We start from the raw sequence: 25,953 nt of genomic DNA on the forward strand, positions 1-25,953 counted from the left end.
GGTTCCACGCGAGCCTCGCCCATCCCGGGCACATCAACTGAACTTTGATGGAGAGAATCAACATGGCAACTGCGAAGAAGGCTCCCGCCAAGAAGGCGGCAGCGAAAAAGGCCCCGGCCAAGAAGGCGGCTCCGGCGAAGAAGGCTCCGGCCAAGAAGGCTGCACCGGCCAAGAAGGCGGCTCCCGCCAAGAAGGCTGCACCGGCGAAGAAGGCCAAGGCCCCTGCCAAGAAGCGCACCCCGAACGCGGCGTTCCTGAAGCCGATGACGCCGAGCGCTGCGCTCGCCGCGATCATCGGCGACAAGCCGCTGCCGCGCACCGAGGTGACGAAGAAGGTCTGGGAGTACATCAAGAAGCACGGCCTGCAGGACAAGGTCAAGCGCACGCTTATCAACGCCGACGCCAAGCTGAAGGAAGTCGTGAAGCAGGCTCAGGTGTCGATGTTCGAGCTGACGAAGTACGTCAACGCCCACCTGAAGTGAGCGTTGCTGCCGCGGCCCCAAGCGGGGTTCGCGCAGTCTCGGAGCCGGCCCCCGTGGCCGGCTTTTTCATGGCGGCGCCGCTCAGCCGAACGCTCGGTCCAGGCCGGCGATCACCAGCCGCACGTCGATCGGCTTGGTCCAGTAGTCGTCGAAGCCGGCTGCCAGTGCCGCCTCGATCTGCTCGGCCATCACGTCGGCCGACAAGGCGATGCAGCGCAGCGGCCGCGTCGCAGCGTCGGCGCGCAGGCGGCGAACCACCTCCGCGCCGTTCATGTCCGGCAGGTTCATGTCGATCAGCACGGCATCCGGGCGCAGTTCGACGGCGCGCGTCAGGCCCTCGTGGCCGGTGCCGGCGACGTGCAGCGACCACGACGGCCGCAGGCGGAACACCTCCCGCATCAGCAGTGCGTTGAGCGGCTCGTCCTCGATGTAGAGCACGGTGCGCGGCGTCGCCGATGCCGCGCCCAGATCGGGCGGCCCATCCGGTGCATCCGGCGCGGCGGTCTGCGGGCGCGCTGGCACGGTGTCGGCGGGCAGTTCAAGGCTGAAGGTCGAGCCTTCGCCGGGCACGCTCTGAACCAGGATGTCGGCGCCCATGGCCTGGGCGAGTTCGCGCGAGATGACCAGCCCCAGCCCGCTGCCCGGCACACCGCTGGCTTCGGCGCCGAGGCGCTCGAAGTGCTGGAACAGGCGCGCGCGCTGCGGCGCCGTCAGGCCGGCGCCCTCGTCGCGCACCGCGATGCGCACGCGGCCCGCGTGCGGCTCGATGCCGACGTGCACCGCCCCGCCGCGGCGGTTGTACTTGATGGCGTTGGACAGCAGGTTCATCAGCACCTGCTCGAGCGCGCGGCGATCTGCGTGCACCCAGTGCTCGGCGCCGCAGGGCGAAGGCAGCCGCACGTCGGCCTGCTCTGCCAGCGGCGCGATCAGCGCCAGGCAGCGCGACAGCACAGCCGCGGCATCGACCGGCCCCAGCGTCAGCGCTGCGTGCTGGTGTTCGATTCGCGCGAGATCGAGCACGTCGTTGATCAGGTCGAGCAGGTGCCTGCCGGCCTGCACGACGCTGTCGAGCCGGCGCTGCTGGTCGGGTGCGAGCGGGGCACGGCGGTCAAGCGCCATCAGCTGTGCGAAGCCGAGGATGCCGTTCAGCGGCGTGCGCAGTTCGTGGCTCATGCGCGAGAGGAACTCGCTCTTCGCGCGGCTGGCACGCTCGGCGCTCTCCTTGTCCTGGCGCAGCCGCTCGGTCTGCGCCTGCTCGGTGACGTCGCGGCAGGTGGCGAGGATGCCGGTGGGCGCGCCTTGGGCATCGATCCGCGTCTGGCCGACGAACTCGAGCATGCGCACGCTGCCGTCTGGCTGGCGCACGCGCGCGCGGCTGTTCAGCGGGCCGCGGGTCTCGACGGCATGCCGCACGGCGGCGGCGGCGTGGTCGCGGTCCTCGGGCAGCATCGACGCCAGCCAGTCCTCCAGCGTGAAGCGGCTCAGCGGCCAGGGCAGGCCGTGATTGCGGCAGGCGCGCTCGTCGAAGTCGAGCCGGCCGCTGGCGAGGTCGAGTTCGGCCAGGCCGAGACCGGTGGTGCGCGCTGCCATCTCCCAGCGCGCCTCGACCCGGCGCAGCGCCAGCTCGGTCTGCTGGCGCTCGGTCACGTCGGCGCTGAAGGCATGCCACAGCGTGCTGCCGTCGGGAAGGCGTTCGGGCGAGGCGCGTGTCTCGAGCCAGCGCACCCGGCCATCGGCCAGCGTGACGCGGTACTGGTCCTGCCACAGGCTCAGCTGGGCGGCCGAGCGCACGATGCCGCCGAGGACACGCTCGCGATCCTCCGGATGCACGATCTCGAAGGCGTGGTCGGGGTTCGCCATCACCCGCTCGGCGGGCACGCCGAACACCGACTCGACGCCGCGGCTGATGAAGGGGAACTCGCCGCGTCCATCGGGATGGCGCACGAACTGGAAAAGCATGCCGGGGATCTGCGACGACAGCTTGCGCAGCAGCTCGTCGTGCCGTGCCGCGCTGGTCTGCGCATCGACCTGCACCGTCACGTCGCGCGCCGTGCCGCGCCAGCCGCGCACCCGGCCGTCGTCGTCGACGATCGGCAGCGCGCTGCGCGACACCAGCAGGCGGCCGCGCGGCGTGTGCTTGGCGGTGATCGCGCGGCTGAAGGGGCGGCCGCGGCGAAGCAAGTCGAGGAAGCCGGCGGCCGGCTGCTGCGGCTGCCCTTGCGCATCGAGCAGCGGCGTGTCTTCGGCGACTCGCCCCAGCAGGGCCTCCGGCGGCATGCCGGTGACCGGCTCGAACTGGCCGGAGATCCAGCGGTAGCGCAGTTCGGCGTCGAGCTCCCACATCCAGTCGCCGGACGCGCGCGCCAGGTCGTGCAGCCGTGCGCGTTCCTCGTGCAGCGCGCGCAGTCGCCGCCGGCTGCGCAGCAGTTCCACACCGACGCGCGCCAGGCCGAGCAGCGCGGTGTGCTGCGCGTCGCTGAGCGTGCGCGGTGCGGCGTCCATCACCGCCAGCGTGCCGAGCTTGCGGCCGTCCAGCGCCAGCGGCACGCCGGCGTAGAAGCGGATGCCGTCGTCGGCGCTGACGTAGGGGTTGTCGCGGAAGCGCGCGTCGGCGCGCGTGTCGGCAACGACCATCGGATCGTCGCCCAGGATGGTGTGGGCGCAGAAGCTGTTCTCGCGCGGCACCTCGCTCAGCGCGATGCCGTGCGCCGCCTTGAACCACTGGCGCGCCGAGTCGATCAGCGAGAACGAGCCGATCGCGCATCCGGTGGCGGCTGCGGCCGTCGCGGCCAGCGCGTCGTAGGCGTCCTCGCGTGGCGTGTCCAGCAGGCCCAGCTCGCGCAGCGCGGCCAGGCGCGGAGCTTCGTCGTCGGGCAGCGGCAAGGCGGGCATGAAGGGCGCGAAAGGGCTCGCGCCATTGTGTCGCAGCCGCCTTCAGCGTGGCGGCGGTGTCTGTGGCAAACCGAACAGACGCGCGCCGTTTTCCCAGGCGATGCGCCTGGCTGCCGGCTCGGGCAGGTCGGCCAGCCAGCGCCGCGCGTCGCTCATCAGGCCTTCGTAGCCGGCCCAGCGTGCGTTGACCCAGGTGTCCGAGCCGACCAGGAAACGATCGCTGTACGTGTTCAGCAGCGCCTTCCATTCGGTGCTCAATCCGCCGCCGCCTTCGGTGAGGCCGGGCCGGTATGACAGCTCGCCCATCAGCTTCGGGTACTTCGCCAGCAGCGCACGCACACGTTCGGCCGGTGCGCCGCCGATGCCGGTGTGCGCCCAGATCAGACGCACGTTCGGCGCATGGGCCATCAGCAGGTCGATCGCCGAGTCGTCGACATGCGCGAGCACCGCGAGCTCCTTCTCCTGCGCGAGCTGCATCAGCTTGCGCGCAACCGCGCCATTGGCGTTGGCGCTGTCGTAGAGGTGGAACTCGCCGAGGCCGCGGTAGGGCCCCGCCGCTGTTCCGGCCGCCAGTTCGCGCTGCACCATCTCGTAGATCGTCTCGTCCTGGAACCAGCCGCTGTAGTCGGCGCGGTTGCGGTACAGGCGGATGAAGGGCACCACCGTCACGCCGGCGGCCTGCGTCTTCTCGCGCGCGCTGGCCAGCGACTTGGTGCCGTCGTTGGGCCGGCTGTTGGCGATGATCGCGCGCACGCCGCTGCGCTGCATGCGGCCGAGCGCGTCATCGACCGGATGCGCCGACATCCAGGCCTCGTCGTTGTAGTGCAGGTGGGCGTCGAAGATCGGCCCGGTGTAGCTCTGCGCCTGGGCGGCGCCGGACAGCACCAGCAGCAGCGCGGCGAGCAGGGTGTGACGCATCACGCTCAGCCCCGCGCGAGTCGACGCTGCAGGAAGTCGAGCCGGTCCTGGCCCCAGAACAGCTCGCCGTCGACCAAGTAGCTCGGCGCGCCGAACACGCCGGCGTCGATGGCGCGCTGCGTGTCGCGCTCGTAGCGCAGCTGCACCGCCTGGCTCGTCGCGTCATCGAGGCGGTTGGCCGGCAGCCCTTCCTCCGCAACGATGGTGGCCAGGTCGCGCGGATCGGCGATGTTGCGCTCGTCGACCCACACGCCGCGCAGAACGCGCCCGGCGATGCGCATCGCGGCCTCGCTGCCGTCGTGCATGTCCACCGCGATGATCAGCCTGGCGGCGTCGTCGGCATTGACCGGGAAGTACTTCGGCTGCAGCACGATGGGCTGGCCGAGGAACTCGCTGAAGCGCTTCAGTTCGACCAGCCGGTAGGCCTGGCGCTGCGGCGCGCGCTTGGCCAGCGGCAACCCTCCGGAGACCGGGAAGACCTTGCCGCCCAGGTCCACCGGAAGCACGTTGATGCTGGCGCCTGCCGCCTTCGCGATCTGCGCGAAGCGCTGATGGCCGAGATAGGTCCACGGCGAGTTGGGGGCGAAGTAGTAGTCCACCGTCAGCGCCATCGCGGTCTCCTCGTGTGCTTGTGAGGGCGCAGTCTAGCCACGCGGCGGAAGACCCCGCGGCGCACTCGGCCGCAGCGGTTTCACTCGGCCAGCAACGGCGCCAGGTAGCGCCCGGTGTGGCTGGCCGGGTTGGCGGCCACCTCTTCCGGCGTGCCCTGTGCCACCACCGTGCCGCCGCCGGCGCCGCCCTCCGGGCCCATGTCGATCAGCCAGTCGGCGGTCTTGATGACGTCGAGGTTGTGCTCGATCACGACGATGGTGTTGCCGGCGTCGCGCAGCTGGTGCAGCACGCGCAGCAGCAGGTCGATGTCGGCGAAGTGCAGGCCGGTGGTCGGTTCGTCGAGGATGTACAGCGTGCGGCCGGTGTCGCGCTTGCTGAGTTCCAGCGCCAGCTTGACACGCTGCGCCTCGCCGCCGGACAGCGTGGTTGCGCTCTGGCCGAGGCGGATGTAGCCCAGGCCGACGTCGAGCAGGGTCTGCAGCTTGCGCGCGATGTTGGGCACCGCATTGAAGTAGCCCAGCGCGTCTTCCACCGTCAGGTTCAGCACCTCGGTGATGTTCTTGCCCTTGTAGAGCACCTCCAGCGTCTCGCGGTTGTAGCGGCGGCCGTGGCAGACGTCGCAGGGTACGTAGACGTCGGGCAGGAAGTGCATCTCGACCTTGAGCACGCCGTCGCCCTGGCAGGCTTCGCAGCGCCCGCCGGCGACGTTGAAGGAAAAGCGCCCCGGGCCGTAGCCGCGCTCGCGCGACGCCGGCACTTCCGCGAACAGCTCGCGGATCGGCGTGAACAGGCCGGTGTAGGTGGCCGGGTTCGAACGCGGCGTGCGGCCGATCGGGCTCTGGTCGACGTTGATGACCTTGTCGAAGGCGTCCAGCCCCTCGATCGCGTCGTGCGGCTCGGCCTCGGTGTGCGAGTTGTAGAGCTTGCGCGCCACCGCGGCGTAGAGCGTGTCGTTGACCAGCGTGCTCTTGCCCGAGCCGGACACGCCGGTCACGCAGGTGAACAGGCCGACCGGGATCTCGACGTCGACACGCTTGAGGTTGTTGCCGCGCGCGCCGCTGATCTTCAGCACCTGCGGGTCGGTGCTGTCGGCGAGCGAGCGGCGCTTGGTGGGCACGGCGATCTTCAGCACCCGCCCGAGGTAGCGGCCGGTCAGCGACTCGGGGTTCGCCGCCACCTCGTCGGCCGTGCCCTGCGCGATGATGCGGCCGCCGTGCACGCCGGCGCCCGGGCCGAGGTCGATGACGTGGTCGGCGGCGCGGATCGCGTCCTCGTCGTGCTCGACGACGAGCACGCTGTTGCCGAGGTCGCGCAGGTGGCGCAGCGTGCCGATGAGTCTTTCGTTGTCGCGCTGGTGCAGGCCGATGCTCGGCTCGTCGAGCACGTACATCACGCCGGTCAGGCCGGAGCCGATCTGCGAGGCGAGCCGGATGCGCTGCGCCTCGCCGCCCGACAGGCTGTCGGCGCTGCGGTCCAGGCTCAGGTAGTTGAGGCCGACGTCGTTGAGGAACTTCAGCCGCGAGCGGATCTCGCGCACCACCTTGTCGGCGATCTCGGCCTTGGCGCCGACCAGTTGCAGCGACTCGAAGTAGGCCAGGCACTCGCGCAGCGTGAAGTGCTCGACGCGGTAGATCGGCTCCTTCGGCGCGTCCTTGCTTTCCGCGCCGCTGACCAGGAAGACGTTGCGCGCCTCGCGGCGCAGCCGCGTGCCCTGGCAGTCCGGGCAGGGCTTGGCACTCTGGTAGCGCACCAGGTCTTCGCGCACCGCGGCGGAGTCGGTCTCGCGGAAGCGCCGCGCGAAGTTCGGCAGGATGCCTTCGAAGGGGTGCCAGCGCTTGACGATGCGCTGCTTGCCCTTCGCGCCTTCGGCCTGGTAGACGAACTCGACCTCCTCCGTGCCCGAGCCGTGCAGCAGCACCTGCTGGGCCTTCTTCGGCAACTCCTCGAAGGGCAGGTCGATGTCGAACTGGTAGTGCCGCGCGACGCTCTCCAGCAGCGAGAAGGTGTAGGCGTTGCGCCGGTCCCAGCCCTTCACCGCGCCGCTGGCCAGGCTCAGCGACGGGAAGGCGACCACCCGCTCGGCGTCGAACACCGTTACCTGGCCGAGGCCGTCGCAGCTCGGGCAGGCGCCCACCGGCGAGTTGAAGGAGAACAGCCGCGGCTCCAGCTCCGGCAGCGAGTAGCTGCACACCGGGCAGGCGAACTTGCTGGAGAAGAGGTGTTCGGCGCCCGAGTCCATCTCCAGCGCGATCGCGCGGCCCTCGGCGATGCGCATCGCCGCCTCGAAGCTCTCGGCCAGGCGTTGCTGCAATCCGGGCTGCACCTTGACGCGATCGATCACCACGTCGATGTCGTGCTTCTCGGCCTTCTTCAGCTTCGGCACCTCGGCCGCCTCGTAGGCCGCGCCGTCGACGCGGAAGCGCACGTAGCCCTGCGCCTGCATGTCGGCAAACAGCTCGACGAACTCGCCCTTGCGGTCACGCACCACCGGCGCCAGCACCATCAGCCTGGTGCCTTCGGGCAGCGCCAGCGCGGCGTCGACCATCTGGCTGACGCTCTGCGCGCGCAGCGGCAGTTGATGGTCCGGGCAGAAGGGCGTGCCGGCGCGCGCGTAGAGCAGGCGCAGGTAGTCGTGGATCTCGGTGACGGTGCCGACCGTCGAGCGCGGGTTGTGCGAGGTCGCCTTCTGCTCGATGCTGATCGCCGGCGACAGGCCCTCGATCACGTCGACGTCGGGCTTGTCCATCAGCTGCAGGAACTGCCGCGCATAGGCCGACAGGCTCTCGACGTAGCGGCGTTGGCCTTCGGCGTAGAGCGTGTCGAAGGCGAGGCTGGACTTGCCCGAGCCCGACAGCCCGGTGATCACCACCAGCCGGTGGCGCGGGATGTCGAGGTCGATGTTCTTGAGGTTGTGCGTGCGCGCGCCGCGGACCCGGATGACGGGTGATTCCGGGACGGGGGACGCAGGAGGATTCGACATCGAGGGCGCTGGCGGCAAACCGCCCATGATAGCGACGCGCGCTGTCGCGGCCTGTCAGGGGCCCAGGGCGTCGAGCGAGGATTGCAGCGAGGCCACCGCGCCACGCGACAGCTCGACCGACTCGGTCTTGCCGCCACGCGTCAGCCGCATGCCGTTCGGGCCGAGGCGCAGCACCGCGCGCACCACGCCGCCGCGGGTGAAGCGCAGCGTCGTCGTGCTGCTGTCCGCGCCCGACGCCCCGTGCTGCCAGGACGGACGCGCCGTGCGGTCGGCCTGGGCGATCCAGTCCTGCATCGCATCGTCCATCGGCCGCGACTCGCCGTCGTCACGCTGCCAGGTCCACTGATCGGGCGAGCGGCGGATCTCGAAGCGCAGGTTGCTCAGGCTGGGGGTCTCGATCGCCGAGGCCGGCGCTGCAGGTGCTGCCGCCGCCGTGGCGGCGCGGCCGATGAGCGCACTCGGCGCGGCCGCATCGGCGGTCGCCGGCGGCGGGGTGGTGGCCGCCATGCGCGCCGAGGCCGCCTCGCGGCGCTCCGCCGATTCGCGCTCGCGGGCTGCGCTCTCGGCCATCACCGTCGGCGCGGGTGCGGCGGGCGGCGCTGCCGTGGGGGCCGGTGCGGCCGGTGGCGGCGCTTCCAGCTTCGGCGCGGCAACGGGCGCGGGCGCTGCCGCCTTGCGCGCCGGTGCGTCGGCTGCCGTGGCTGCCGCCGCCTGCTTCGCCGCTTCGGGCAGGCCTGCCGGAGCGGGCGCGGTTGCGACGGCCGGTGCCGTGACCTCGCTCGGCGGTGCTGCGGCCACGGTCTCCTCGCGTGGCGGCAGCGCCTCCTCGAGCGGACGGTCCCACCACATCACGCCGACGACGGTGGCGACCATCAGGCCGGCGAAGCCCGCCGCCACCGGCGGGCGCGCCAGCCAGGACCACCACGAACTGATCGTCTCGGCAAGGCCACCCAACGAAGGGGCAGGCATCGGCGCTGCCGTCGACGCCTTGCGCTCGGCGCGTGGCGCCACCGCGGCGCGGCCCATGCGCAGGATGGTCTCGTTCAGCTTCGGTGGCGGCCCGGCCTCGGCGTCCGGCGCATGGCGCAGCGCCTCGCGCAGCCAGGCGTCGTGCGGCAGGTCGTCTTCGCGCGGCTCGTTCATGCAGCCCCCTGGGCGCTGCGCGCCGTCCCCCCGAGGGGGAGCGAGCGCCTTCGGGACGGCCGTGCGGCGCTCGTCACGACGACTCCGGCGCGAGGTACGCGCCCATGCAGGCGCGCAGCTTGGCCATCGCGTAGCGCAGCCGCGTCTTCGCGGTCTCGAAGCCGACCTCCAGCGCATGCGCCACGTCGGCCAGCGGCAGGCCGTCGTCGTGGTGCAGCAGGAAGGCGCTGCGCTGCGCCAGCGGCAGTTCGTCCAGGCAGGCCAGCAGCTTCTCGCCGGCGCGGCGCCAGAAGGCGAGTTCGTCGCCCTGCAGCGTCGCGGCGGCCGGCGCCGGCCAGTGCTGCCAGGCCTCCGCCTCGGGTTGCCAGGGTTCGCCGTCCTCGCCTTCGTGGGCATCGAGTGCGACCTCGCGGCCGCTCTTGCGCAGCAGGTCGATGGCGCGGTGGTGGGCCAGCGTGAACAGCCAGGTGCGGAAGCTCGCACCCTGCGGCTGCCAGCGCGCGCGCGCCTGCACGACACGCAGCCAGGTGTCCTGGAACACCTCGTCGGCCTGCGCCGCGTTGGCCGTGCCGAGCAGCCGCCGCACGAAGCGGTACAGCGCCATGCGGTGGCGCTCGTAGAGCTGCTCGAACGCGGCGGCCTCGCCTTGTGCATAGGCGGCCATCAACGTGTCGTCGTCGGGCGTGGCGTTCATCGGAGTGGGAGTCTGCCTGATTCGCGATTGATACGGCCGGCAGGCCGCCACGGGGTGATCTCCATTTGTAGTGCGGCCGGGTCACCCCGTTCGTGCGCCTGGGCCGTATCAGCCCTCGCCCCTTTTCAAACCTTCAGGAGAACCTCGATGGGAGCGAACCGCTTCATGCCGATCCGCCTGCTCGCCGCGCCGGCGGTGGCCGTGCTGTCACTGCTGGCTGCCTGCGCGATGGTGGAGTCGCCGACCGCCCACGCCGCCGCACCAGGCGCCTGGCCGCCGCCGTGGTCCGACACGCCGCCGCTGGCGCAGGACTTCACGCTGCCGCAGTTCGACGCGCCGAGCGCCAGCCACTGCCGCCGCCTGCCGACCATACGCGAAGTGCCCGGTGGCGGCGGCCAGTACGGGCACCGCGGCCGCTCGGCCGAGCGCGACGACCTCGCCGCCGCGCCGGCCGAAGAGCGCCTCCTGCGCCGCGGCGAGGTGGCCAAGAGCATCGCACCGAGCGCGCCGGCCACCGCCGGCGCCGCGGCCGAATCAGAAGCGGCGGCCGATGCCCGCGTGCAATCCATGCCCGCCCCCTGGCCGCGCCGCCCGATGCCGCCGCGCGCCGAGACAGTCACCGCCGGCATGGTCGACGACAACGCCGACTTCGGCGAGTACCTCGCCTACCGCCAGCGCAACGCCGGAGCGCCGGTGCGCGACCGCGACGTCACCGAGCGCTACCTGCTCGAGGTGACCGACAGTGCGGGCCGCCCGGTGCACGACGCCGAGGTCGCGGTGCAGCGTGCCGGCCGCCACGCACCGGTGATGTGGGCCCGCACCGACACCGGGGGCCGCGTCTGGCTGCATCCGCGCGCCTTCCTCGCGCCCGACGTGGCCGACCGCACGCTCGGCATCGCCGTGCGCAAGGGGGCGGCCTGGTCGCGCACGACGCTGGTCCGCGGTGAGCGCGCTGCATTGCAGGTGAAGCTCGGCCAGGCCAGCGTGGTGCAGCGGCCGCGCCTGGACCTGGTCTTCCTGGTCGATGCCACCGGCTCGATGGGCGACGAGATCGCCAAGCTGAAGGCCTCGATGCGCGCGATGTCGCAGCAGATCTCGCAACTGCCCGGCCAGCCGGACATCTGCTACGGGCTGGTCGCCTACCGCGACCGCGGCGACGCCTTCCTCACGCGCACGCACGACTTCACCGATGACCTGGGCGCCTTCCAGGGTGTGCTCGCGAGGGTGCAGGCCGGTGGCGGCGGCGACACGCCCGAGGCGCTCAACGAGGCCCTGCACGAGACGGTGCATGGCCTGAGCTGGCGTGCCGACGCCGCACGCATGGTGGTGCTGGTGGCCGACGCGCCGCCGCACCTCGACTACGGTGGCCCGCAGTACGACGTCGACATGCAGGCGGCGCTGGCCAAGGGCATCAAGCTGTTCGCCGTCGGCGCCAGCGGGCTCGACCCGGTGGGCGAGTACGTCTACCGGCAGATGGCGCAGTACACCGCCGGCCGCTTCGTCTTCCTGACCTACAAGGACGCCAGCGACCCCGGCAGCGGCCCCGGCACGCAGACCAAGCACGACGTGCAGAACTACTCGGTGCAGACGCTCGACAGGCTCGTCGTGAAGCTGGTCGGTGACGAACTGGCACGCCTGCCGCGCGGCTGATGCGTACCATGGCGGCATGAAGCGCCTCGCCGCCATCGTGACGCTGCTCGCCCCGCTGCTGCTGACCGGCTGCGGCGGCGGCCTGTACATCGGCTGGGGCGGCGGCGGCGACGACGATGGCGCGCCCTCGGTCGGCATCACCAGCGCGCAGAGCAGCGTGGCCGCCGGCGGCGTGCTGCGCGTCGCGGCGGCGGCGTCGGACGACGACAGCGGCATCGACAGCGTGGCCTTCTACCGGATCGATGGAAGCGTCGCGCAGCGCCTGGGCAGCGACGGCAGCGAGCCCTACCAGTGGGACATCGCCGTGCCGGCCGACGGCCGCAGCACCGTCAGCGTGTTCGCCCGCGCGCGAGACGGGGCCGGCAACGAGTCCGACAGCGCGGTGCTGACCGTCCCCGTCGTCCGCTGAACGCAAGGCCGGTGGCCCCGTCGCATACCGCACTGCGGCCGTGCGGATTGGCGTGGCGGCTAGGATCGCACCATGCGCCCGGCCTGCCCCTGCTTCCGAGATGCCGCTTCCCCGCGAGCGGCCGGGGTGAGTCGCGCCTGGCGCCCGCCGGTCGCACATCCCTGAGCCCGGCGATCCCTCTCCCTCCCCGCTTTCTCGCGCCCTTCTCGATCGCCGGGCCTTGCCCTCGGCGCAGTCTCGAAAGGACGCCGACATGACTTCCCACCCCCTCGAGCGCACGCTCACCGAACTCGACCACGTGCGCCTGCTCCACCTGCTGCAGCGCCAGGGCGCTGCGGCCTTGCCGCTGCCGACATCGCGACAGATCGAAGACCTGCTCGACGCCGCCCAGGTGGTGCCATCGCGCACCGTCGAGCCCGACGTCGTGACCATGTACTCCCAGGTGCGGCTGCGCGACCTGCGTGCCGACACGCGCAGCCAACTCACGCTGTGCTACCCGGCCGATGCCGAGCCGGCGCAGGGTTTCGTCTCGGTGCTGTCGCCGGTGGGCCGCGCCCTGCTGGGCCTGCGCGTGGGCGAGACCGCACGCTGGACGACGCCCGACGGGCAGTCCCACGCCGCCGAGGTCGTCGCGCTGCTGTTCCAGCCCGAGGCCAGCGGCGACTACACGCTCTGACGCCAGGCGGCCTACGCCGCCTCGTCGAGCACGCGCAGGATCTCTCGGCCGTAGGCCTCGAGCTTCTTCGCGCCGACGCCGCTGATGGCGCCGAGTTCGTCGAGCGAGCCGGGGTGCGCTCTTGCCATCTCGGCCAGCGTGGCGTCGTGGAAGACGACGTAGGCGGGCAGGTTGTGCTCGCGCGCCACCTCGGCGCGCCAGGCCTTCAGTGCGGCGTAGCGGCGCTGGCCGTCGTCGTCCAGTGCGATCGGCGCGGCCTTCTCGCGGCCGCCGCCCGCCTTGGCGACACGGCCGCTGCGGCCGCGCTTCGGCGCCTCGCTGGGCACGCGCAGCAGCAGGGGCACCCGGCCCTGCAACACCTCGCGGGCACTCGGCGTCAGCTCCAGCGTGTTGTATTCGCCCTCGGTGCGCAGGTGGCCCAGCGCAATCAGCTGGCGCAGCACGCCGCGCCACTGCGTCTCCGACAGATCGGCGCCGATGCCGAAGGTCGACAGCTGCGCGTGGCCGTACTGCGTCACCTTGTCGGTCACCTTGCCACGCAGCACGTCGATCAGGTGGCCGGCGCCGAAACGCTGGCCGCGGTTCTGGTGGAAGCGATAGATGCAGGACAGCGCCTTGCGCGAGGCCTCGGTCGCGTCCCAGGTGGCCGGCGGGTTGAGGCAGTTGTCGCAGTTGCCGCAGGGCTGGCTCTCTTCGCCGAAGTAGGCGAGCAGGCGCACGCGGCGGCAGTCGTGCGCTTCGGCCAGGGCCAGCAGCGCATCGAGCTTGCTGCGCTGGCCGCGCTTGAACTCTTCCTCGGCCGGGCTGTCGTCGATCATGCGGCGCTGGTTGACCACGTCGGCCAGGCCGTAGGCCATCCAGGCATCGGCGGGCTGGCCATCGCGGCCGGCGCGGCCGGTCTCCTGGTAGTAGCTCTCGATGTTCTTCGGCAGGTCGAGGTGGGCGACGAAGCGCACGTCGGGCTTGTCGATGCCCATGCCGAAGGCGATGGTGGCGACCATCACCACGCCGTCCTCGCGCAGGAAGCGGTCCTGGTGGCGCTTGCGCACCTCGGCGTCGAGCCCGGCGTGGTAGGGCAGCGCGGCGATGCCTTCCTCGTTCAGCCAGCTCGCCGTCTCCTCGACCTTCTTGCGGCTCTGGCAGTAGACGATGCCGGCGTCACCCTCGTGCTCGTCGCGCACGAAGCGCAGCAGCTGGCGGCGCGCGTCGTCCTTCTCGACGATCGAATAGCGGATGTTCGGCCGGTCGAAGCTGCTGATGAAGACCTTCGAGCTCTGCAGCTGCAGCCGCTCGATGATGTCGGCGCGCGTCAGGTCGTCGGCGGTGGCGGTCAGCGCGATGCGCGGCACGTCGGGCCAGCGCTCGTGCAGCACGTTCAGGCCGAGGTAGTCCTCGCGGAAGTCGTGGCCCCACTGGCTGACGCAATGCGCCTCGTCGATGGCGAACAGGCTGAGCAGGCCGCGCTCGTGCAGCGAATCGAGCTGCGCCAGCATGCGCGGCGTGGTGATGCGCTCCGGCGCGGCGTACAGCAGCACCAGGCGACCCGACATCATCTCGCGCTCGATGCGCTGTGTGTCCTCCAGCGTCAGCGTCGAGTTGAGGAAGGCGGCATGCACGCCAGCCTCTTCCAGCGCGCCGACCTGGTCGTGCATCAGCGCGATCAGCGGGCTGACGACGATCGCCACGCCCTGCTCGCGGCGGTGCCGCACGATCGCCGGCACCTGGTAGCACAGGCTCTTGCCGCCGCCGGTGGGCATCAGCACCAGCGCATCGCCACCGCCGCTGACGTGCTCGATGATCGCCTGCTGCTGGCCGCGGAAGGCCGGGTAGCCGAACACCTCGTTCAGAACGGCGAGCGGGGCGAGGGCGGGAGCAGGCACGGCGGGGAGCAGCGGGAGGCGCGGAGTGCGGACGCGCGATGTTAAGGGAGCGGGCCGCGGCCCCCGTGCCGCCCGGCCCCTGCGGTCGGCGAGACTACTTCGCTGCGGACGCTGCGGCTGCAGCGGCCGCCGGTGCCTCGGTGGCCGGCGTCGGCTGGCCTTCCTTCTCCGCGCTGCGATCGAACACCAGCGTCTTGCCGAACACCAGCTGCACCCAGGTCGGGTAGGTGTAGGCCGTGCCCTTGCTGTGGTCGATGATGGCGCCGATGCCGCCGCCGATGATGATGTTGCCGAACATGCCGGCGTTGGCGCGCGAGATGGCGCGCGCGCTGGCGTCGGGGTCGTCCGGGTGCTTGCAGACGATGTCCAGGTCCTTGCTCGAGCGGCGCACCTGCGCGGTGTCGCCTGACTTCACCGCCGTGGAACCGTAGTCGTTGGTCAGCTTGCAGTCGGCGCCGGCGACCGTCTGGCCCGCTTCGGTGCGGGTTTCGACCTTCATCGGATGGGTCGAGTCGTTGACGACCGAAGCGCAGCCGGTGAAGGCGAGCGACAGGGAAGCGAGCGCGAGGGCACGGACCATGGGCAGTTCCTGGAAGTGGATCGGGCGCCCAGTCTAGAGACGCCGACCGGGCTGTCCGCTGGAGACAGCCCCCCGAGATGCATGCCGCGTCTCGCCGGCGCCACGGAACGCCCGACTTTGCGGCGGATCAGCCGGCCTCGGCCGCCAGCGTGGTCGGCGAGAAGGTCCAGGTGCGGTCGATGTCGCCGTCGTTGCCCCAGTCTGCCTGCACCGTCAGCGTGCCCGGCACGACGCCGATGAGGAGCCGGTTGTTCGGCAGCGTGATCGTCCAGTTGCCCAGCGTCGGCACGCCGTTGGCGTCGTAGCTCACCGCACCTTGCGTTGCCGTGGTGATCGTCCACTCGCCGTTGGGCAGGTCCGCGCTCATCGTGTGCGTGCCGCTGCTGCTGGTGGCGCTGACCACGCCGCTGGTGGTGGTGACCGTGCGGGTCAGGTCGACGGCGCTGAGCCGGTACGTGCTGGTGCGCGCGCTGCGCACGCTGGTCAGGTCGATCCCGTCGGAGGTCCAGCGGCTGGTGACGGTCGTCTCATTGCCGCTGGTCTCCACCGAGCGCGACAGCGTGGACGCGCCGTCCAGCGTCAGGGTACGCAGCGGCAGCGTGACGGTGATGCCCTGCGTGTCGGTGTCTACCACGGTCGTGCCGCTGCCGGCGCTGATCACCGTCAGCGTCGCCGCGCCGTCCACGGTCGCCGCACCCGCGCTGCCGCGGCAGGCGGAGAAGTTGACGCTGTAGACCTCGCCGGCGTCGAGCTCGCCATTGACGACGCTGGACACGCTGCCGCCGTCGACGGTGAACATCGCCGTGCCGCCGCCCGCGCAGTCGTAGGTCTGGCTGGCCGTGCCGCCGGCCACCAGCGCCTGGGTGGTGACGAGCACGGTGGCGGCAGCCTCGGTGGACTCGGTCGGCACCACGGCGCTGTTGGCGCTCATCGTCGAGGCCGTGCTCTCGCTGACGGCGTTGATCGGTGCGCCGGCGTCGTCGCCGCCACCGCCGCAGGCGGCGAGCAGCGTGAGCAGGGCGGCTGCGGGAAGGGCGGCGAGGCGGGGGCTGAGGCTCGGGTTCATGCAGGGCTCCTGGAGTGGTTGGGAAGAGGGCAGGGATCGGGTGGGCCGAACAGGATGTGCAGCGCGTCGCGCGGCGAACGCGCAAGGCGCAGGTCGGCTGCGAGTGTCAGCCAGCCGTGCAGCGCAATGCGCAACGGGTTGTACGAGTGCAGCGGCACGGTCAGGCCGTAACGCGGCGGGTTGTCGTCGCGCTCGGCGACGAAGCTGCCGAACAGCCGGTCGAAGACGATCAGCACACCGCCGTAGTTGCAGTCCAGGTACTCGGGGTTGCGGGCGTGGTGCACGCGGTGGTGCGAGGGCGTGTTCAGCAGCCACTCGAGCGGGCCGAGCCGCGGGATCCAGGTCGCGTGCAGCCAGAACTGGTAGAGCAGGTTCAGCGCCACGGCGGCGGCCACCACCAGCGGGTGGAAGCCCAGCCACACCAGCGGCGTGAAGAACACCGCCGCGCCGCTGAGCTTGCCGGTCCAGCCCAGGCGCAACGCCGAGGCCAGCGTCAGCTGGTTGGGCGAGTGGTGCACGCAGTGCGAGGCCCAGAACCAGCGCACCCGATGCGCGGCACGGTGCTGCCAGTAGTAGCAGAACTCCTGGCCGACGAACAGCGCGGCGACGGTCGCCAGGCTGTCGGGCACCAGCGTCGTGATGCGGTGCTGCCAGGCCAGCATCAGCAGCGGCGCGGCCAGCGACAGGCCGAGCGCGTCGCCGAGGCGGCGGCCGGCCACGTCGCCCAGCGTCGCCGCGAAGGCGCGCCAGTCGTAACCGCCGCGGCGCAGCGAACGCAGCACGCCTTCGGCAAGCGCCGCGCCCAGCGCGAGCAGCAGCGCGGCGCTCAGCCAGGGCAACCACTCGGGCGAGATCGACTGGCGCAGCGCCTCGCGGTTCATCGGGCGTCCTCAGCGGCCACCGGCCGCGTTGCGGCACTCGGGGCTCAGCTTCGCGGCTTGGTCGCGCAGGCAGGCGCGCCGCTCGCGCAGGCCGCCGGCACTGCCGCACAGTGCCTGCACCTCGGCGGCGCAGCGTTGCATCGTCGGCAGTGCGGTGCGGCAGGCCTCGGAGAGCTGGCTCTCGTGCTCCTTCAGGCAGGCGGCGATGCGCCCGCCGCCGGGCTCCACCTGGCTGCACAGCGAACGCGCGTCGCCGTGGCAGGCGGCCGGGCCTGGCGCGTCGGCGGCACGCGCGCCGGCGACGCACAGCAGCGCCGCGACGAAGGCGCCCGCCACGGGCGCGAAGCGGAGGAAGTGGTCGTTCATGGCAGGGCCTTCGGGGCGTGTGCGCGGCTCAGGGCGTGACGGTGGTTGTGCGCGTCGCGGTCTGCCCGTTCGGGCCGGTCACCGTGGCGGTGGTGCCGTCGGCCGTGCGGCTGACGCTGCGCGTGGCGGTCTGGCCATTCGGGCCGGTGACGCTGCTGCTGACCTGGCCGCCGCCGTGGCTGGCGTTGCGCGTCATCGTCTGGCCGTTGGCGCCGGTGACGGTGGCGGTGGTCGTGCCGTCGGCACTGCGGTCGACGCTGCGCGAGCGGGTCTTGCCGTTCGGGCCGGTGCTGCTGGACTGCACGTCGCCGCCGGCACGCTGCACCTGGCGCGTCGCGCTCTTGCCGTTGGCGCCGGTGATCGTGGTGTTGCGCTCGCGCGCTTCGGCGGCGCCGGCGAGCAGCGCGGTGCCGGCAATCGCGGCGGCCAGGGTCAGCAGGGTGAGGTTCTTCATGGTCGGGTCCTTTCGGGGTTCAGTGGAGTGGGCAGCGGCTGATTCGCCGTGCCTTCATTGAACGCGCCGAGAACCCGCCCGGCGCCGACGCCACGCGACGAATTGCGACAGTTCTGCAATGCAGCGGAACAGGATGTTTCCGGCCCCTACACTGCCGTCGCATGAACGCGAAGCCGCTGGTGCTGATCGTCGACGACGACGCCGAACTCTCGGCGATGGTGGTCGAGCTGTTCGGCCGCGAAGGCTGGGCGGTGCACGGCGTGCTGACCGGTGGCGACGGCGAACGGGCGCTGGCCGAACAGCGCCCCGACGCGGTGCTGCTCGACGTCATGCTGCCCGACGCCAACGGCTACGAGCTGTGCCGCCGCTGGCGCGCTGCGCACCCGGGCCTCGGCCTGCTGATGTTCACCGCCCGCGGCGACCCGATGGACCGCGTGCTCGGCCTGGAGATCGGCGCCGACGACTACCTCGCCAAGCCCTTCGAGCCGCGCGAGCTGGTGGCGCGCATGCGTGCGCTGCTGCGCCGCCAGGCGCCGGGGCGCAGCGAGGCCGCGCTGCTGCGCTTCGACGGCCTCGCCATCGACCTGCTCAAGCGCGAAGTGACGGCCGATCAGGGCAGCGTGGCGCTGACCAGCGTCGAGTACAAGCTGCTCGTCGCGCTGGCGCGCGCGCCGGGGCGCTCGCTGTCGCGCGAGGCGCTCAGCGAGGCGGTGCAGGCCGGCAGCTACAAGCCGCAGGACCGCACCGTCGATGTGCAGGTCGCGCGCCTGCGCCGCAAGCTGCGCGAGGCCAGCCCCGGCAAGGAATGGGTGGACACGGTGCGTGGCGAAGGCTACGTGTTCGTGCCCCGTTGATGCAGTCGTGAAGCTGCCTCGCCCGGACTCCTTGTTCGCCCGCCTGTTGCTGCTGCAGGTCGGCGTGGCAGTCGCGCTGATCGTGGTGCTCGGCCTGTTCGTCTACATCGAGCGCAACGCCGCCATCGCGCGGCTGGTCGGCGAGCGCTGGGCGCCGGCGCTGCAGCGTGCCGCCGGCCTGCCGCCGACCGACGCCGGAAGCCAGGCGGGCCGCACGCTGCTGCGCAGCGACGAGCGCCCGGCGGGGTCGTGGCGCGCCCCGCTGGCCGCGCCGCGCATGGTCGCGCTCGACGACGAACTCACCCGCCACGGCCTGAACGTGCGCGACGCGGTGGTCTCGCGCGGCAGCAGCGGCCCGGTGCTGTGGCTGCAGCTGCGCCGCGCCGACGGCACGCTGGGCTGGTTCGGCATCGCCGACATCGCGCTGCTGCCGCGCCTGCCCGGCCGGCTGGCGCTGGCCTTGCTGATCATCGCGTCGGTGCTGGCGGCGCTGAGCTGGTACTTCACCCGGCGGCTGACACGCCCGCTCGAGGCGCTGCGCGAGCGCATGCAGTCGCAGCGGCCCGGCGAACCGGTGCCAAGCCGCGAAGCGATCTCCGGTGCCACGCCGGAGATCGCCGCCATCGAGACCGCCTACGACGAGCTGCTGCAGCGCTTCGAGCGCCACGAGCGCGAGCGTGCGCTGCTGCTGGCCGGCGTGTCGCACGATTTGCGCAGCCCGCTGGCGCGCATCCGCATGGCCGCCGGGCTGTTGCGCGACGACGCGGCAGACGCCCGCTGGCGCGAAGCCATCGTGCGCAACACCGAGGAGGCCGACCGGCTGATCGGCAGCTTCCTCGACCATGTGCGCGCCGGCGAGCTGTCGCTCGACCAGCACGCCGACCTGGCCGCGGCCGCGCGCGCCGCCGCCGCGGCCAGCGGCCACGCCGCCGACGAACTGCAGGTGGACACGCCGGCCGCGCTGCCGCTGTCGCGCACCCACCCGCTGCTGCTCGAGCGCCTGGTCGCCAACCTGCTCGACAACGCCTTCAAGCATGGCCGTGCGCCGGTGCGCCTGGCGGTGCGGGCCGAGCCCGGGCGCGCCATCGTCGAGGTCAGCGATGCCGGCGCCGGCGTGCCCGAGGCGCAGCGCGAATCGCTGCAGCAGGCCTTCGCGCGCGGCGATGCGGCGCGCGGCACGCCCGGGACGGGGCTGGGCCTGGCGATCGTCTCGCGGGTCGTGCTGCGCATGGGCGGAACGCTGGCCTTCGAGCGTGTCGATGGGCGGCACGTGGTGCGGGTGGTGCTGCCGCTGCACCCCTGAACGGGGGCACCCGCCGGCCACCGCGCCGGAGGGAAGCGGCGGAATCGGCGGCCGGCGGATAATCGTCACATTCCCCATCCGACCACCCGAATCCAGCGGAGAGCGCCATGGCCTCGTTGAACAAAGTCCAGATCATCGGCAACCTCGGCCGCGACCCCGAAGTGCGCTACACGCCCAACGGCAACGCGGTCTGCAACGTCAGCGTGGCCACCACGCGGCAATGGAAGAACAAGGATTCCGGCGAAAAGCAGGAAGAGACCGAATGGCACCGCGTGGTCTTCTACGACCGCCTGGCCGAGATCGCCGGCGAGTACCTGAAGAAGGGCCGCTCGGTCTACGTCGAGGGCCGCCTGAAGACGCGCAAGTGGCAGGACAAGGAAGGCAAGGACCAGTACACCACCGAGGTCATCGCCACCGAGATGCAGATGCTCGGCGGCCGTGAAGGCATGGGTGGTGGTGCCGGCGAGGAGCGTGGCGGCGGCGACGAGTACGCCGAGCGCCCGCAGCGCGCCGCGGCCCCGGCCGCCCGCCCGGCGGCGAGCAAGCCGGCAGCGTCGAAGCCGGCCACGGGCTTCGACAACATGGACGACGACATCCCGTTCTAGATCCGAAGAAGCGCCTATTTGTTGTTTGTGGGCTCGATTCTCCTGGCAGCGAGCCCATCTTGGATTTACCAACAGGTCGGCGCGGCGTTAAAGCGACAAATAGCTAAGTCGCATAGACACGTTCTTGTTGGTAGTGGGTGACGTAGTTGTCAGACGCCCTGGGTCAAACTGGCGCCCACTTTGTGTACAGCGAGCGCAGGGTTGTCCACGGCGGCGGGCGGGCGTCGCCCGCGACGAACGCACGACCGCCGCGGTGGGCAACCCGTGTTGGCAGGCAGGCCCGTCGCAGTGAGCCAGATCGGGCGCATGTGTCGCGCAGTTGTGCGTTGCCGCAACCACGTCACCAAAGCCAGCAGTCGTGGTCTTGGCCAGTGGTGGATGCGCGCCATTCGACAGCGAGAGACTGCAACTGCTGGGCCGCTGCATTGGGAACAGCGGCGGTGCAGGTGGCGAGTGTCTTTTCGGGGTCAGCGAGAGCCTGTGGAGGCGCAGAGCTGAGCAGCGGTTGTCTGTCGCATCAGCGGGGTTCGGTGCTCGGTGATTGGCTTCCCGGGAGAACCAGACGCTCGTGCCGCCGAGGCCGGCGGTTGTGGCCGCTGCAAGTCTCGCGCCCCGCCACGCACGTGCTCGTCAGTACTCTTCCGTGGCCGTGCTCGCAGAGTTCGCACTTGTCCACCCGAAAACTCTTCCCAATCGAAGAGCTTGCAAGAGAACGCGAGGTTCTCGTCGATAGGCCCAACCAGCGACTGCTGGAAGTCGCCTTGGCTCTTGACGGTTCACACTTGGCTCGAGACCCTTATGCGCGCCGCCAGACGGGCTGTTGCTCCGGCCGACGCCGGACGGTAACGGCGGTTGCCGCTCGGCCAGCCGCCTCCGTTGCCTTGCCCGCGGCCGCCCGCCTTGGCTGCAGCGTCATCCGCTTGAGTTCTGTTTGGTCATGATTCGGCCCCCTTGCCCGACGGGCGTTGATGAGCACGGCAAGACGCTGTGGGCAGGATTGGACCGTTGGGGGCGCGGTCAAGCGGTATCAGACTTTGGGCGAATCGCTGCACAGAGCGAGCTCGCGGGAGGCTAGCCACATCAGGCCCTCGCTCCTCCTGCTTCGGCTCAGTCTGTGTGCCACTAGTAGTAACAATGCGGCTCATGAAATGAACATGGCAGCGGTCGGACTGGCCTGAGTTCACGTACGGCGCGGCCGTGGTCAGCACGGAGCTGGCGCGTGCGTATCGAGAACACGGAATCGTCGAAGGCAAGGCGTACGCCATCGGACTTGACCGTGCCAGCGACGTCTCGCTGAACGCGCTGACCGATGAGGTCGTCGCCACAGCAGCCATCGAGGGCGAGCAGCTGTCGCCAGCTACTGTGCGCTCGTCCGTGATGCGACGTATCGGATTGCAGTCGGTTGGCCGTCAGGATTGCAACGTCGATGGCCTCGTCAACGTCATCATCGACGCCACCTTCAGCAGCCGCAGGTCCCTGGACGACGAGCGACTACGGGAACGGGTGGGCATCCACCCGAGGCTCTTCGATTCGTCCTACTAGAGCCACGTTATTTAAAACGCATACCGACACCGTAGTGACGGCTGTTGCGCAAGTGTTCAGGACTGCCTGCGTCGTGAACGCTTTGCGAGAAAGATCGGATCCACCACCGGTAACGGCCGCAGACGCTTGTCAAGTTCGCTCATGAACGTCAGGAAGTCCACCTCTAGAGCTCCGAGCCATGCTCTGAGTTCGATCACGTCCAGGCGGCGCTCACCACGCTCGACCTTGCTGACCGTGGCTTGTCCTCTCCCCAACCTCATCGCTAAGTCGGCTTGACGCAGACGCATGGACTCACGGCAGTCGCGGAGGAGGGAGAGAAATATCGTGTTGTGCATCGAGGAAGTTGTCTTCTGCATGGCAACCCTTCGTCCTACACCCTAGCTGTAGAGGGCTCGTATTCAAAAAGCGAATCTGACACCCCGCAGCGTGCCCGGTGTCATAGCGCGCACGTTGCAGTTGTGCTCGCAACGCTCAACAATGCGACCCGGTTATAAATAACTCAATCCTACGGTCACCAGAGCGCTCTGGCGGCGGTGTCGACGCAGGGAGCTTTCGTGTTCGTCTCTTGCCCTGAGCTCGAGTTTGATGTGCCCGTTGGCTTGGGCGACCCAGGGTCGTCGTACTGGAGAGGCGTCGGTCTCACAGCCCAAATGCCGTGGTTCATGGCCACCTTGCGGATTCGAGACGGCGACGTGACGGCACGCCGGACGATGTGCCTCTGTTGGGACACTGACCTTGCGCCGCTACTGGAGTCCGATGACGGCGGGGCCCAGTTGATTAGTTTGCAGCGTATTGTCCCGTCTCGCCGTCCCGAAGGCCCGGCTTGGGAGTTACGCAACGTCTGCGAGGTATGGGTAGGACATGACGCCGATGCGGAGGACAATGAGACGCTGATCTTCCGGGACGACGATGGAACCGAGGTCTGTGGTTGCTTTGGAATGCCAGTAGCGGCGAGTGTTGGCGCTCGCAGGTTGGTCAGACGGTTTCGTGTCGGGACGCGGAGGCGTCGCTGATCCGGCGGCTGTAGCAATCTCGGCATGGGCATTGTCAGAGACCGTCGGACACGCCACATCAGCCGTCTGGTCAAACCGACGCGTCTTGGCAAGTTGCGTGGCCGAAGGCGCATGGCGGAGGTCCAGGCGCGCCGCGGTCGTCGTTCGCGCAGTCTGCCATCTGATCTCGTGTTCAGCACATTGCACTCAGAACCCAGCTCCTACTTGGCTTGCGACCTGCCGCGGATGCGTTTGCTCGCCTCAAGCTGGACATCATGCGGTACCGCATCGTTGAGCGGCAGTGCGCAAAGCGTGCAGCGGCACAACGAAGGAAGCGAACTCGCGGCGAGCGCGCGGTCATCAATCTGTGGCGGCGCAGGCGCGATTGGTTGCTGTAAGTGGAGTCGGCCAATGGGCGCAGCGGCCCAGTGGAGGGATTGAACCCGTCGAGCAACAGGCGTTGCTCGCGACCCTCTGCGATGACGCCGTAGGCGGAGACTGGCAAAGAGCCGCAAGATGGCCCCCAAACGTCTGCCGCCGCTTCACCGTTCTGTGCCGAGAGCTGAAGCTGTTCTCGCAGGCCATCGTGGCCACTGACAGCAGCAAGTTCAAGGCGGTCAACAACCGTGATCGCAACTTCACCGCCGTGAAGATCGATCGGTTCCAGGAGCAGTTCGCGCAGAGCATTCAGCGCTACTTGGACACCTTGGAGACGGCCGATCGCACGCAGCCGGTCGGCTTGGAGGCCAAGACCGAGCGGTTGCAGGTGAAGGTCAAGAAGCTGCGACAGCGCATGCGCGCGTTGGATGAGATCAAGATGAAACTGAAGGGAGAGGCCGACGAGCAGCTGTCGTTGACCGACCCCGACTCACGCTCGATGGCCACCAGTCGGCTGGGCTCGGGATTCGTTGGCTACAACGTGCAGGTGGCTGTCGATGCCAAGCACCACTTGATCGTCGCGCACGAGGTCACCAGCGACAGCAGCGACCGTTCGCAGCTCAGCGCGATGGCGCTGGCAGCGCGCACTGCGATGGGAAAGACCAAGCTGCACGCCCATGCCGACCGTGGCTACTACAACTGTCGTGAACTCAAGGTCTGCGAAGACGCAGGGATCGCGGCCTACGTTCCAAAGTCATCGACCTCCAACGCGAAGGCTGAAGGACGCTTCGACAAGGCTGACTTCATCTACATCGCGCGCGACGACGAGTTCAGGTGCCCGGCTGGGCAGCGTGCGATCTACCGGTTCACTGGGGAGGAGCTCGGCATGAGCATCCGTCGCTACTGGAGCAGCGCCTGCCCGAATTGCCCGATCAAGGCGCAGTGCACGACGAGTGACTACAGACGCATCTCGCGCTGGGAACACGAGGCGGTGCTCGATCGCGTGCAGCTTGGTCTGGACCTGAGACCGGCCGCAATGGCGGTGCGAAAGAGAACGGTCGAACATGTCTTCGGAACACTCAAGCACCGGATGGGTTCGGCGCACTTCCAGACTCGGCGATTGCCGCACGTCGCGACGGAGATGAGTCTTCACGTGCTGGCTTACAACCTCAAGCGCGTGATGAGCATCCTTGGCACGACGAAAACGATGAAGGCGATGACGCTGATGGGCGCGTGAGCGCCCCGTCATGCGTTTGCGGTGTCATTGGCGCGTCCTCGGGTCGTCCGGTTGGCATATCGCCTTGCATGGGCCACTGTGGATCGTTGGCGCGCCACGCGCAGTGACTCGGCCTCAACGAGGTCAGCCGCGACCGCTCGACGACGTTCTCACACAGCCTCAGTCTGGTGCCGACGTAGCGGAGGTCGCGGCCCAACCCGTAGGCAGTCATAGAGGCCAAAGCGCCAGAACGCCGGAGACTGCTGTGGAGCGCGCGCTCGAACGACTCAGTGCGGCCACAAGCAGTCATCCGGTAATGACTGCCCTACAGAAGCTCGACGAGAGGACTGATCCTTGTCGCGGAAGATTGACTGCCTCTATCCGCCCAAGTCGCCCGTTGGCTTGTCGAGAACGCGGCTGGCGCAACGAGGGGCTGAAGGGCAACAGCGCGCAGTTCGATGTATGCGTCGCTGCGTACCGCACGGAACTCCAAATCGCATTAGCCCCCAGCTATGGCCTGTCCGACAAGCAGATCACCCCCTTGCCAGCGCATAGGACTTTCAAACGCTTCCTCGAAACCCTGACGCGGTAGCGGAGGCCGGCTTGGCCAGCGTGGCTACGGCACTTGGACAATGACACAGGCGCCATCCGGCCCGCCTCGACGTTTCTCCTGAGATCCTGCGGCCTTGATCGTTGGCCGTGGCCTCAGGATTGACCCTGGTACGGTGATGCCACGGCAACCACGCTGTTAGTGTTGCCCCGGCTGCGTTCGGCGCTGCAGCCTGGGGATATGGTGTTGATGACGGCCGGCGTGGCTCGGCCGACGTCAGTCTTGCCTGACCTCACGCGCCCTTCCACGAGGCGGTGCCTGCGGGTCTTGCCCGAGGTGGGTCAGGATCATCTCGATGACCGGCCGCTCAAAGATGAGCCGCGATGATCTTGAGTTCCCGTCGCCGCAGTTCGGGCAGTGCTGCATGTCGATGTCGAAGACGCGCTCGAGCAGCCGCACCCAGCTGATGCGATTCGGCCACGCCAGAAGGCTCTCGACCTCGCACTCGGCATGCTGCGGCTTCGCTGCCCGGATCTTGCACCCGTGGTCCCTGCGGCACCACAAGCGGCGGTTCTGCGTCGAGAGTCGCTGAAGGCCTTGATGGCGGCCGCGTTCTCCAGCTTCAAGGTGGCCGAGAACAGTGGCTGGCGCGCGGGCGCGGTGTCGCGCAGTTCGATGACCGGTATAGAGAAGGCCGACGAGGTCTGGAAGCCCAACGGCGCCAAGGCCCCGTACACTCAACCTACGGCGGCAGCGACCGAATCCGGGTCGGCGAGACGCGCAGCGCGGGGGCATCCTTGAACGTGACGTTCTGAGCGCCGCGCATGGAC

The 25,953-nt window shown here is 69.9% G+C and carries 21 protein-coding genes and 2 pseudogenes; 10 read left to right on the forward strand and 13 right to left on the reverse strand.

Annotated features, from left to right (window positions below; genetic code table 11):
• Positions 1–62: 62 nt before the first annotated feature.
• A complete protein-coding gene (locus AAG801_RS07210; protein ID WP_341887776.1) occupies positions 63–482 on the forward strand; it encodes an SWIB/MDM2 domain-containing protein in 420 nt (139 codons plus the stop codon).
• Between the two features lie 81 nt (positions 483–563).
• Here AAG801_RS07210 and AAG801_RS07215 read toward each other — a convergent pair whose 3' ends face one another.
• From AAG801_RS07215 to AAG801_RS07240, 6 genes are all read right to left on the reverse strand, one after another.
• A complete protein-coding gene (locus tag AAG801_RS07215; RefSeq protein ID WP_341887777.1) occupies positions 564–3,374 on the reverse strand; it encodes a PAS domain-containing protein in 2,811 nt (936 codons plus the stop codon).
• 42 nt (positions 3,375–3,416) lie between these two features.
• Positions 3,417–4,292, reverse strand: coding sequence for an amidohydrolase family protein (locus AAG801_RS07220; RefSeq protein WP_341887778.1), 876 nt, complete (start codon positions 4,290–4,292; stop codon positions 3,417–3,419).
• A gap of 5 nt (positions 4,293–4,297) precedes the next feature.
• Entirely contained in the window at positions 4,298–4,903 is a 606-nt protein-coding gene (locus tag AAG801_RS07225) for a 2-hydroxychromene-2-carboxylate isomerase (protein ID WP_341887779.1), read from the reverse strand.
• 80 nt (positions 4,904–4,983) lie between these two features.
• Positions 4,984–7,884, reverse strand: coding sequence for an excinuclease ABC subunit UvrA (uvrA, locus tag AAG801_RS07230; RefSeq protein ID WP_341887780.1), 2,901 nt, complete (start codon positions 7,882–7,884; stop codon positions 4,984–4,986).
• Between the two features lie 54 nt (positions 7,885–7,938).
• Complete coding sequence (locus AAG801_RS07235; protein WP_341887781.1) at positions 7,939–9,027, reverse strand: hypothetical protein; 1,089 nt, start codon at positions 9,025–9,027, stop codon at positions 7,939–7,941.
• Positions 9,028–9,100: 73 nt separating this feature from the next.
• On the reverse strand, positions 9,101–9,721 hold the full coding sequence (locus AAG801_RS07240; RefSeq protein ID WP_341887782.1) for a sigma-70 family RNA polymerase sigma factor: 621 nt from the start codon (positions 9,719–9,721) through the stop codon (positions 9,101–9,103).
• Between the two features lie 147 nt (positions 9,722–9,868).
• Here AAG801_RS07240 and AAG801_RS07245 point away from each other — a divergent pair, with 147 nt between their 5' ends.
• From AAG801_RS07245 to rnk, 3 genes are all read left to right on the forward strand, one after another.
• Positions 9,869–11,371, forward strand: coding sequence for a vWA domain-containing protein (locus tag AAG801_RS07245; RefSeq protein WP_341887783.1), 1,503 nt, complete (start codon positions 9,869–9,871; stop codon positions 11,369–11,371).
• A 16-nt stretch (positions 11,372–11,387) separates the two neighbouring features.
• Complete coding sequence (locus tag AAG801_RS07250; protein WP_341887784.1) at positions 11,388–11,780, forward strand: Ig-like domain-containing protein; 393 nt, start codon at positions 11,388–11,390, stop codon at positions 11,778–11,780.
• A gap of 253 nt (positions 11,781–12,033) precedes the next feature.
• Entirely contained in the window at positions 12,034–12,456 is a 423-nt protein-coding gene (gene rnk, locus AAG801_RS07255; RefSeq protein ID WP_341887785.1) for a nucleoside diphosphate kinase regulator, read from the forward strand.
• A gap of 11 nt (positions 12,457–12,467) precedes the next feature.
• On the opposite strand, the gene recQ is transcribed toward rnk, so the two are convergent.
• The 6 genes from recQ to AAG801_RS07285 form a co-directional block, all read right to left on the reverse strand.
• Positions 12,468–14,336: a DNA helicase RecQ gene (gene recQ / locus AAG801_RS07260; protein ID WP_341887786.1), complete on the reverse strand. Its 1,869-nt coding sequence runs from the start codon at positions 14,334–14,336 to the stop codon at positions 12,468–12,470.
• 94 nt (positions 14,337–14,430) lie between these two features.
• On the reverse strand, positions 14,431–14,916 hold the full coding sequence (locus AAG801_RS07265) for a hypothetical protein (RefSeq protein ID WP_341887787.1): 486 nt from the start codon (positions 14,914–14,916) through the stop codon (positions 14,431–14,433).
• A 127-nt stretch (positions 14,917–15,043) separates the two neighbouring features.
• A complete protein-coding gene (locus AAG801_RS07270) occupies positions 15,044–15,982 on the reverse strand; it encodes a hypothetical protein (RefSeq protein WP_341887788.1) in 939 nt (312 codons plus the stop codon).
• On the reverse strand, positions 15,979–16,863 hold the full coding sequence (locus AAG801_RS07275; RefSeq protein ID WP_341887789.1) for a sterol desaturase family protein: 885 nt from the start codon (positions 16,861–16,863) through the stop codon (positions 15,979–15,981). Before AAG801_RS07275 ends, AAG801_RS07270 begins: the two co-directional genes overlap by 4 nt.
• 9 nt (positions 16,864–16,872) lie before the next feature.
• A complete protein-coding gene (locus AAG801_RS07280) occupies positions 16,873–17,229 on the reverse strand; it encodes a cysteine rich repeat-containing protein (protein WP_341887790.1) in 357 nt (118 codons plus the stop codon).
• Positions 17,230–17,257: 28 nt separating this feature from the next.
• Complete coding sequence (locus tag AAG801_RS07285) at positions 17,258–17,683, reverse strand: hypothetical protein (protein ID WP_341887791.1); 426 nt, start codon at positions 17,681–17,683, stop codon at positions 17,258–17,260.
• A 161-nt stretch (positions 17,684–17,844) separates the two neighbouring features.
• Here AAG801_RS07285 and AAG801_RS07290 point away from each other — a divergent pair, with 161 nt between their 5' ends.
• From AAG801_RS07290 to AAG801_RS07305, 4 genes and pseudogenes are all read left to right on the forward strand, one after another.
• Positions 17,845–18,537, forward strand: coding sequence for a response regulator transcription factor (locus tag AAG801_RS07290; RefSeq protein WP_341887792.1), 693 nt, complete (start codon positions 17,845–17,847; stop codon positions 18,535–18,537).
• Positions 18,538–18,544: 7 nt separating this feature from the next.
• Positions 18,545–19,840: an ATP-binding protein gene (locus AAG801_RS07295; RefSeq protein WP_341887793.1), complete on the forward strand. Its 1,296-nt coding sequence runs from the start codon at positions 18,545–18,547 to the stop codon at positions 19,838–19,840.
• A 107-nt stretch (positions 19,841–19,947) separates the two neighbouring features.
• Positions 19,948–20,445 (forward strand): single-stranded DNA-binding protein, encoded by a 498-nt coding sequence (locus AAG801_RS07300; RefSeq protein WP_341887794.1) that lies wholly within the window; start codon positions 19,948–19,950, stop codon positions 20,443–20,445.
• A gap of 1,167 nt (positions 20,446–21,612) precedes the next feature.
• Positions 21,613–21,987, forward strand: a pseudogene (locus AAG801_RS07305) (DUF4172 domain-containing protein); the annotation flags it as partial.
• 56 nt (positions 21,988–22,043) lie between these two features.
• On the opposite strand, the gene AAG801_RS07310 reads toward AAG801_RS07305, so the two are convergent.
• On the reverse strand, positions 22,044–22,343 hold the full coding sequence (locus AAG801_RS07310; protein ID WP_341887795.1) for a helix-turn-helix transcriptional regulator: 300 nt from the start codon (positions 22,341–22,343) through the stop codon (positions 22,044–22,046).
• Between the two features lie 1,162 nt (positions 22,344–23,505).
• Between AAG801_RS07310 and AAG801_RS07315 the strand changes: the two are divergent.
• A pseudogene (locus AAG801_RS07315) lies at positions 23,506–24,594 on the forward strand (IS1182 family transposase); the annotation flags it as partial.
• A gap of 946 nt (positions 24,595–25,540) precedes the next feature.
• A complete protein-coding gene (locus AAG801_RS07320) occupies positions 25,541–25,924 on the forward strand; it encodes a hypothetical protein (protein WP_341887796.1) in 384 nt (127 codons plus the stop codon).
• Positions 25,925–25,953: the final 29 nt, after the last annotated feature.

Source organism: Variovorax sp. YR752 (genome assembly GCF_943372545.1).

Coding starts and splice junctions, on each gene's coding strand:
- AAG801_RS07210 (WP_341887776.1), top strand. CDS start 63: ATGGCAACTGCGAAGAAGGCTCCCGCCAAGAAGGCGGCAGCGAAAAAG.
- AAG801_RS07215 (WP_341887777.1), bottom strand. CDS start 3,374: ATGCCCGCCTTGCCGCTGCCCGACGACGAAGCTCCGCGCCTGGCCGCG.
- AAG801_RS07220 (WP_341887778.1), bottom strand. CDS start 4,292: ATGCGTCACACCCTGCTCGCCGCGCTGCTGCTGGTGCTGTCCGGCGCC.
- AAG801_RS07225 (WP_341887779.1), bottom strand. CDS start 4,903: ATGGCGCTGACGGTGGACTACTACTTCGCCCCCAACTCGCCGTGGACC.
- uvrA (WP_341887780.1), bottom strand. CDS start 7,884: ATGTCGAATCCTCCTGCGTCCCCCGTCCCGGAATCACCCGTCATCCGG.
- AAG801_RS07235 (WP_341887781.1), bottom strand. CDS start 9,027: ATGAACGAGCCGCGCGAAGACGACCTGCCGCACGACGCCTGGCTGCGC.
- AAG801_RS07240 (WP_341887782.1), bottom strand. CDS start 9,721: ATGAACGCCACGCCCGACGACGACACGTTGATGGCCGCCTATGCACAA.
- AAG801_RS07245 (WP_341887783.1), top strand. CDS start 9,869: ATGGGAGCGAACCGCTTCATGCCGATCCGCCTGCTCGCCGCGCCGGCG.
- AAG801_RS07250 (WP_341887784.1), top strand. CDS start 11,388: ATGAAGCGCCTCGCCGCCATCGTGACGCTGCTCGCCCCGCTGCTGCTG.
- rnk (WP_341887785.1), top strand. CDS start 12,034: ATGACTTCCCACCCCCTCGAGCGCACGCTCACCGAACTCGACCACGTG.
- AAG801_RS07265 (WP_341887787.1), bottom strand. CDS start 14,916: ATGGTCCGTGCCCTCGCGCTCGCTTCCCTGTCGCTCGCCTTCACCGGC.
- AAG801_RS07270 (WP_341887788.1), bottom strand. CDS start 15,982: ATGAACCCGAGCCTCAGCCCCCGCCTCGCCGCCCTTCCCGCAGCCGCC.
- AAG801_RS07275 (WP_341887789.1), bottom strand. CDS start 16,863: ATGAACCGCGAGGCGCTGCGCCAGTCGATCTCGCCCGAGTGGTTGCCC.
- AAG801_RS07280 (WP_341887790.1), bottom strand. CDS start 17,229: ATGAACGACCACTTCCTCCGCTTCGCGCCCGTGGCGGGCGCCTTCGTC.
- AAG801_RS07285 (WP_341887791.1), bottom strand. CDS start 17,683: ATGAAGAACCTCACCCTGCTGACCCTGGCCGCCGCGATTGCCGGCACC.
- AAG801_RS07290 (WP_341887792.1), top strand. CDS start 17,845: ATGAACGCGAAGCCGCTGGTGCTGATCGTCGACGACGACGCCGAACTC.
- AAG801_RS07300 (WP_341887794.1), top strand. CDS start 19,948: ATGGCCTCGTTGAACAAAGTCCAGATCATCGGCAACCTCGGCCGCGAC.
- AAG801_RS07310 (WP_341887795.1), bottom strand. CDS start 22,343: ATGCAGAAGACAACTTCCTCGATGCACAACACGATATTTCTCTCCCTC.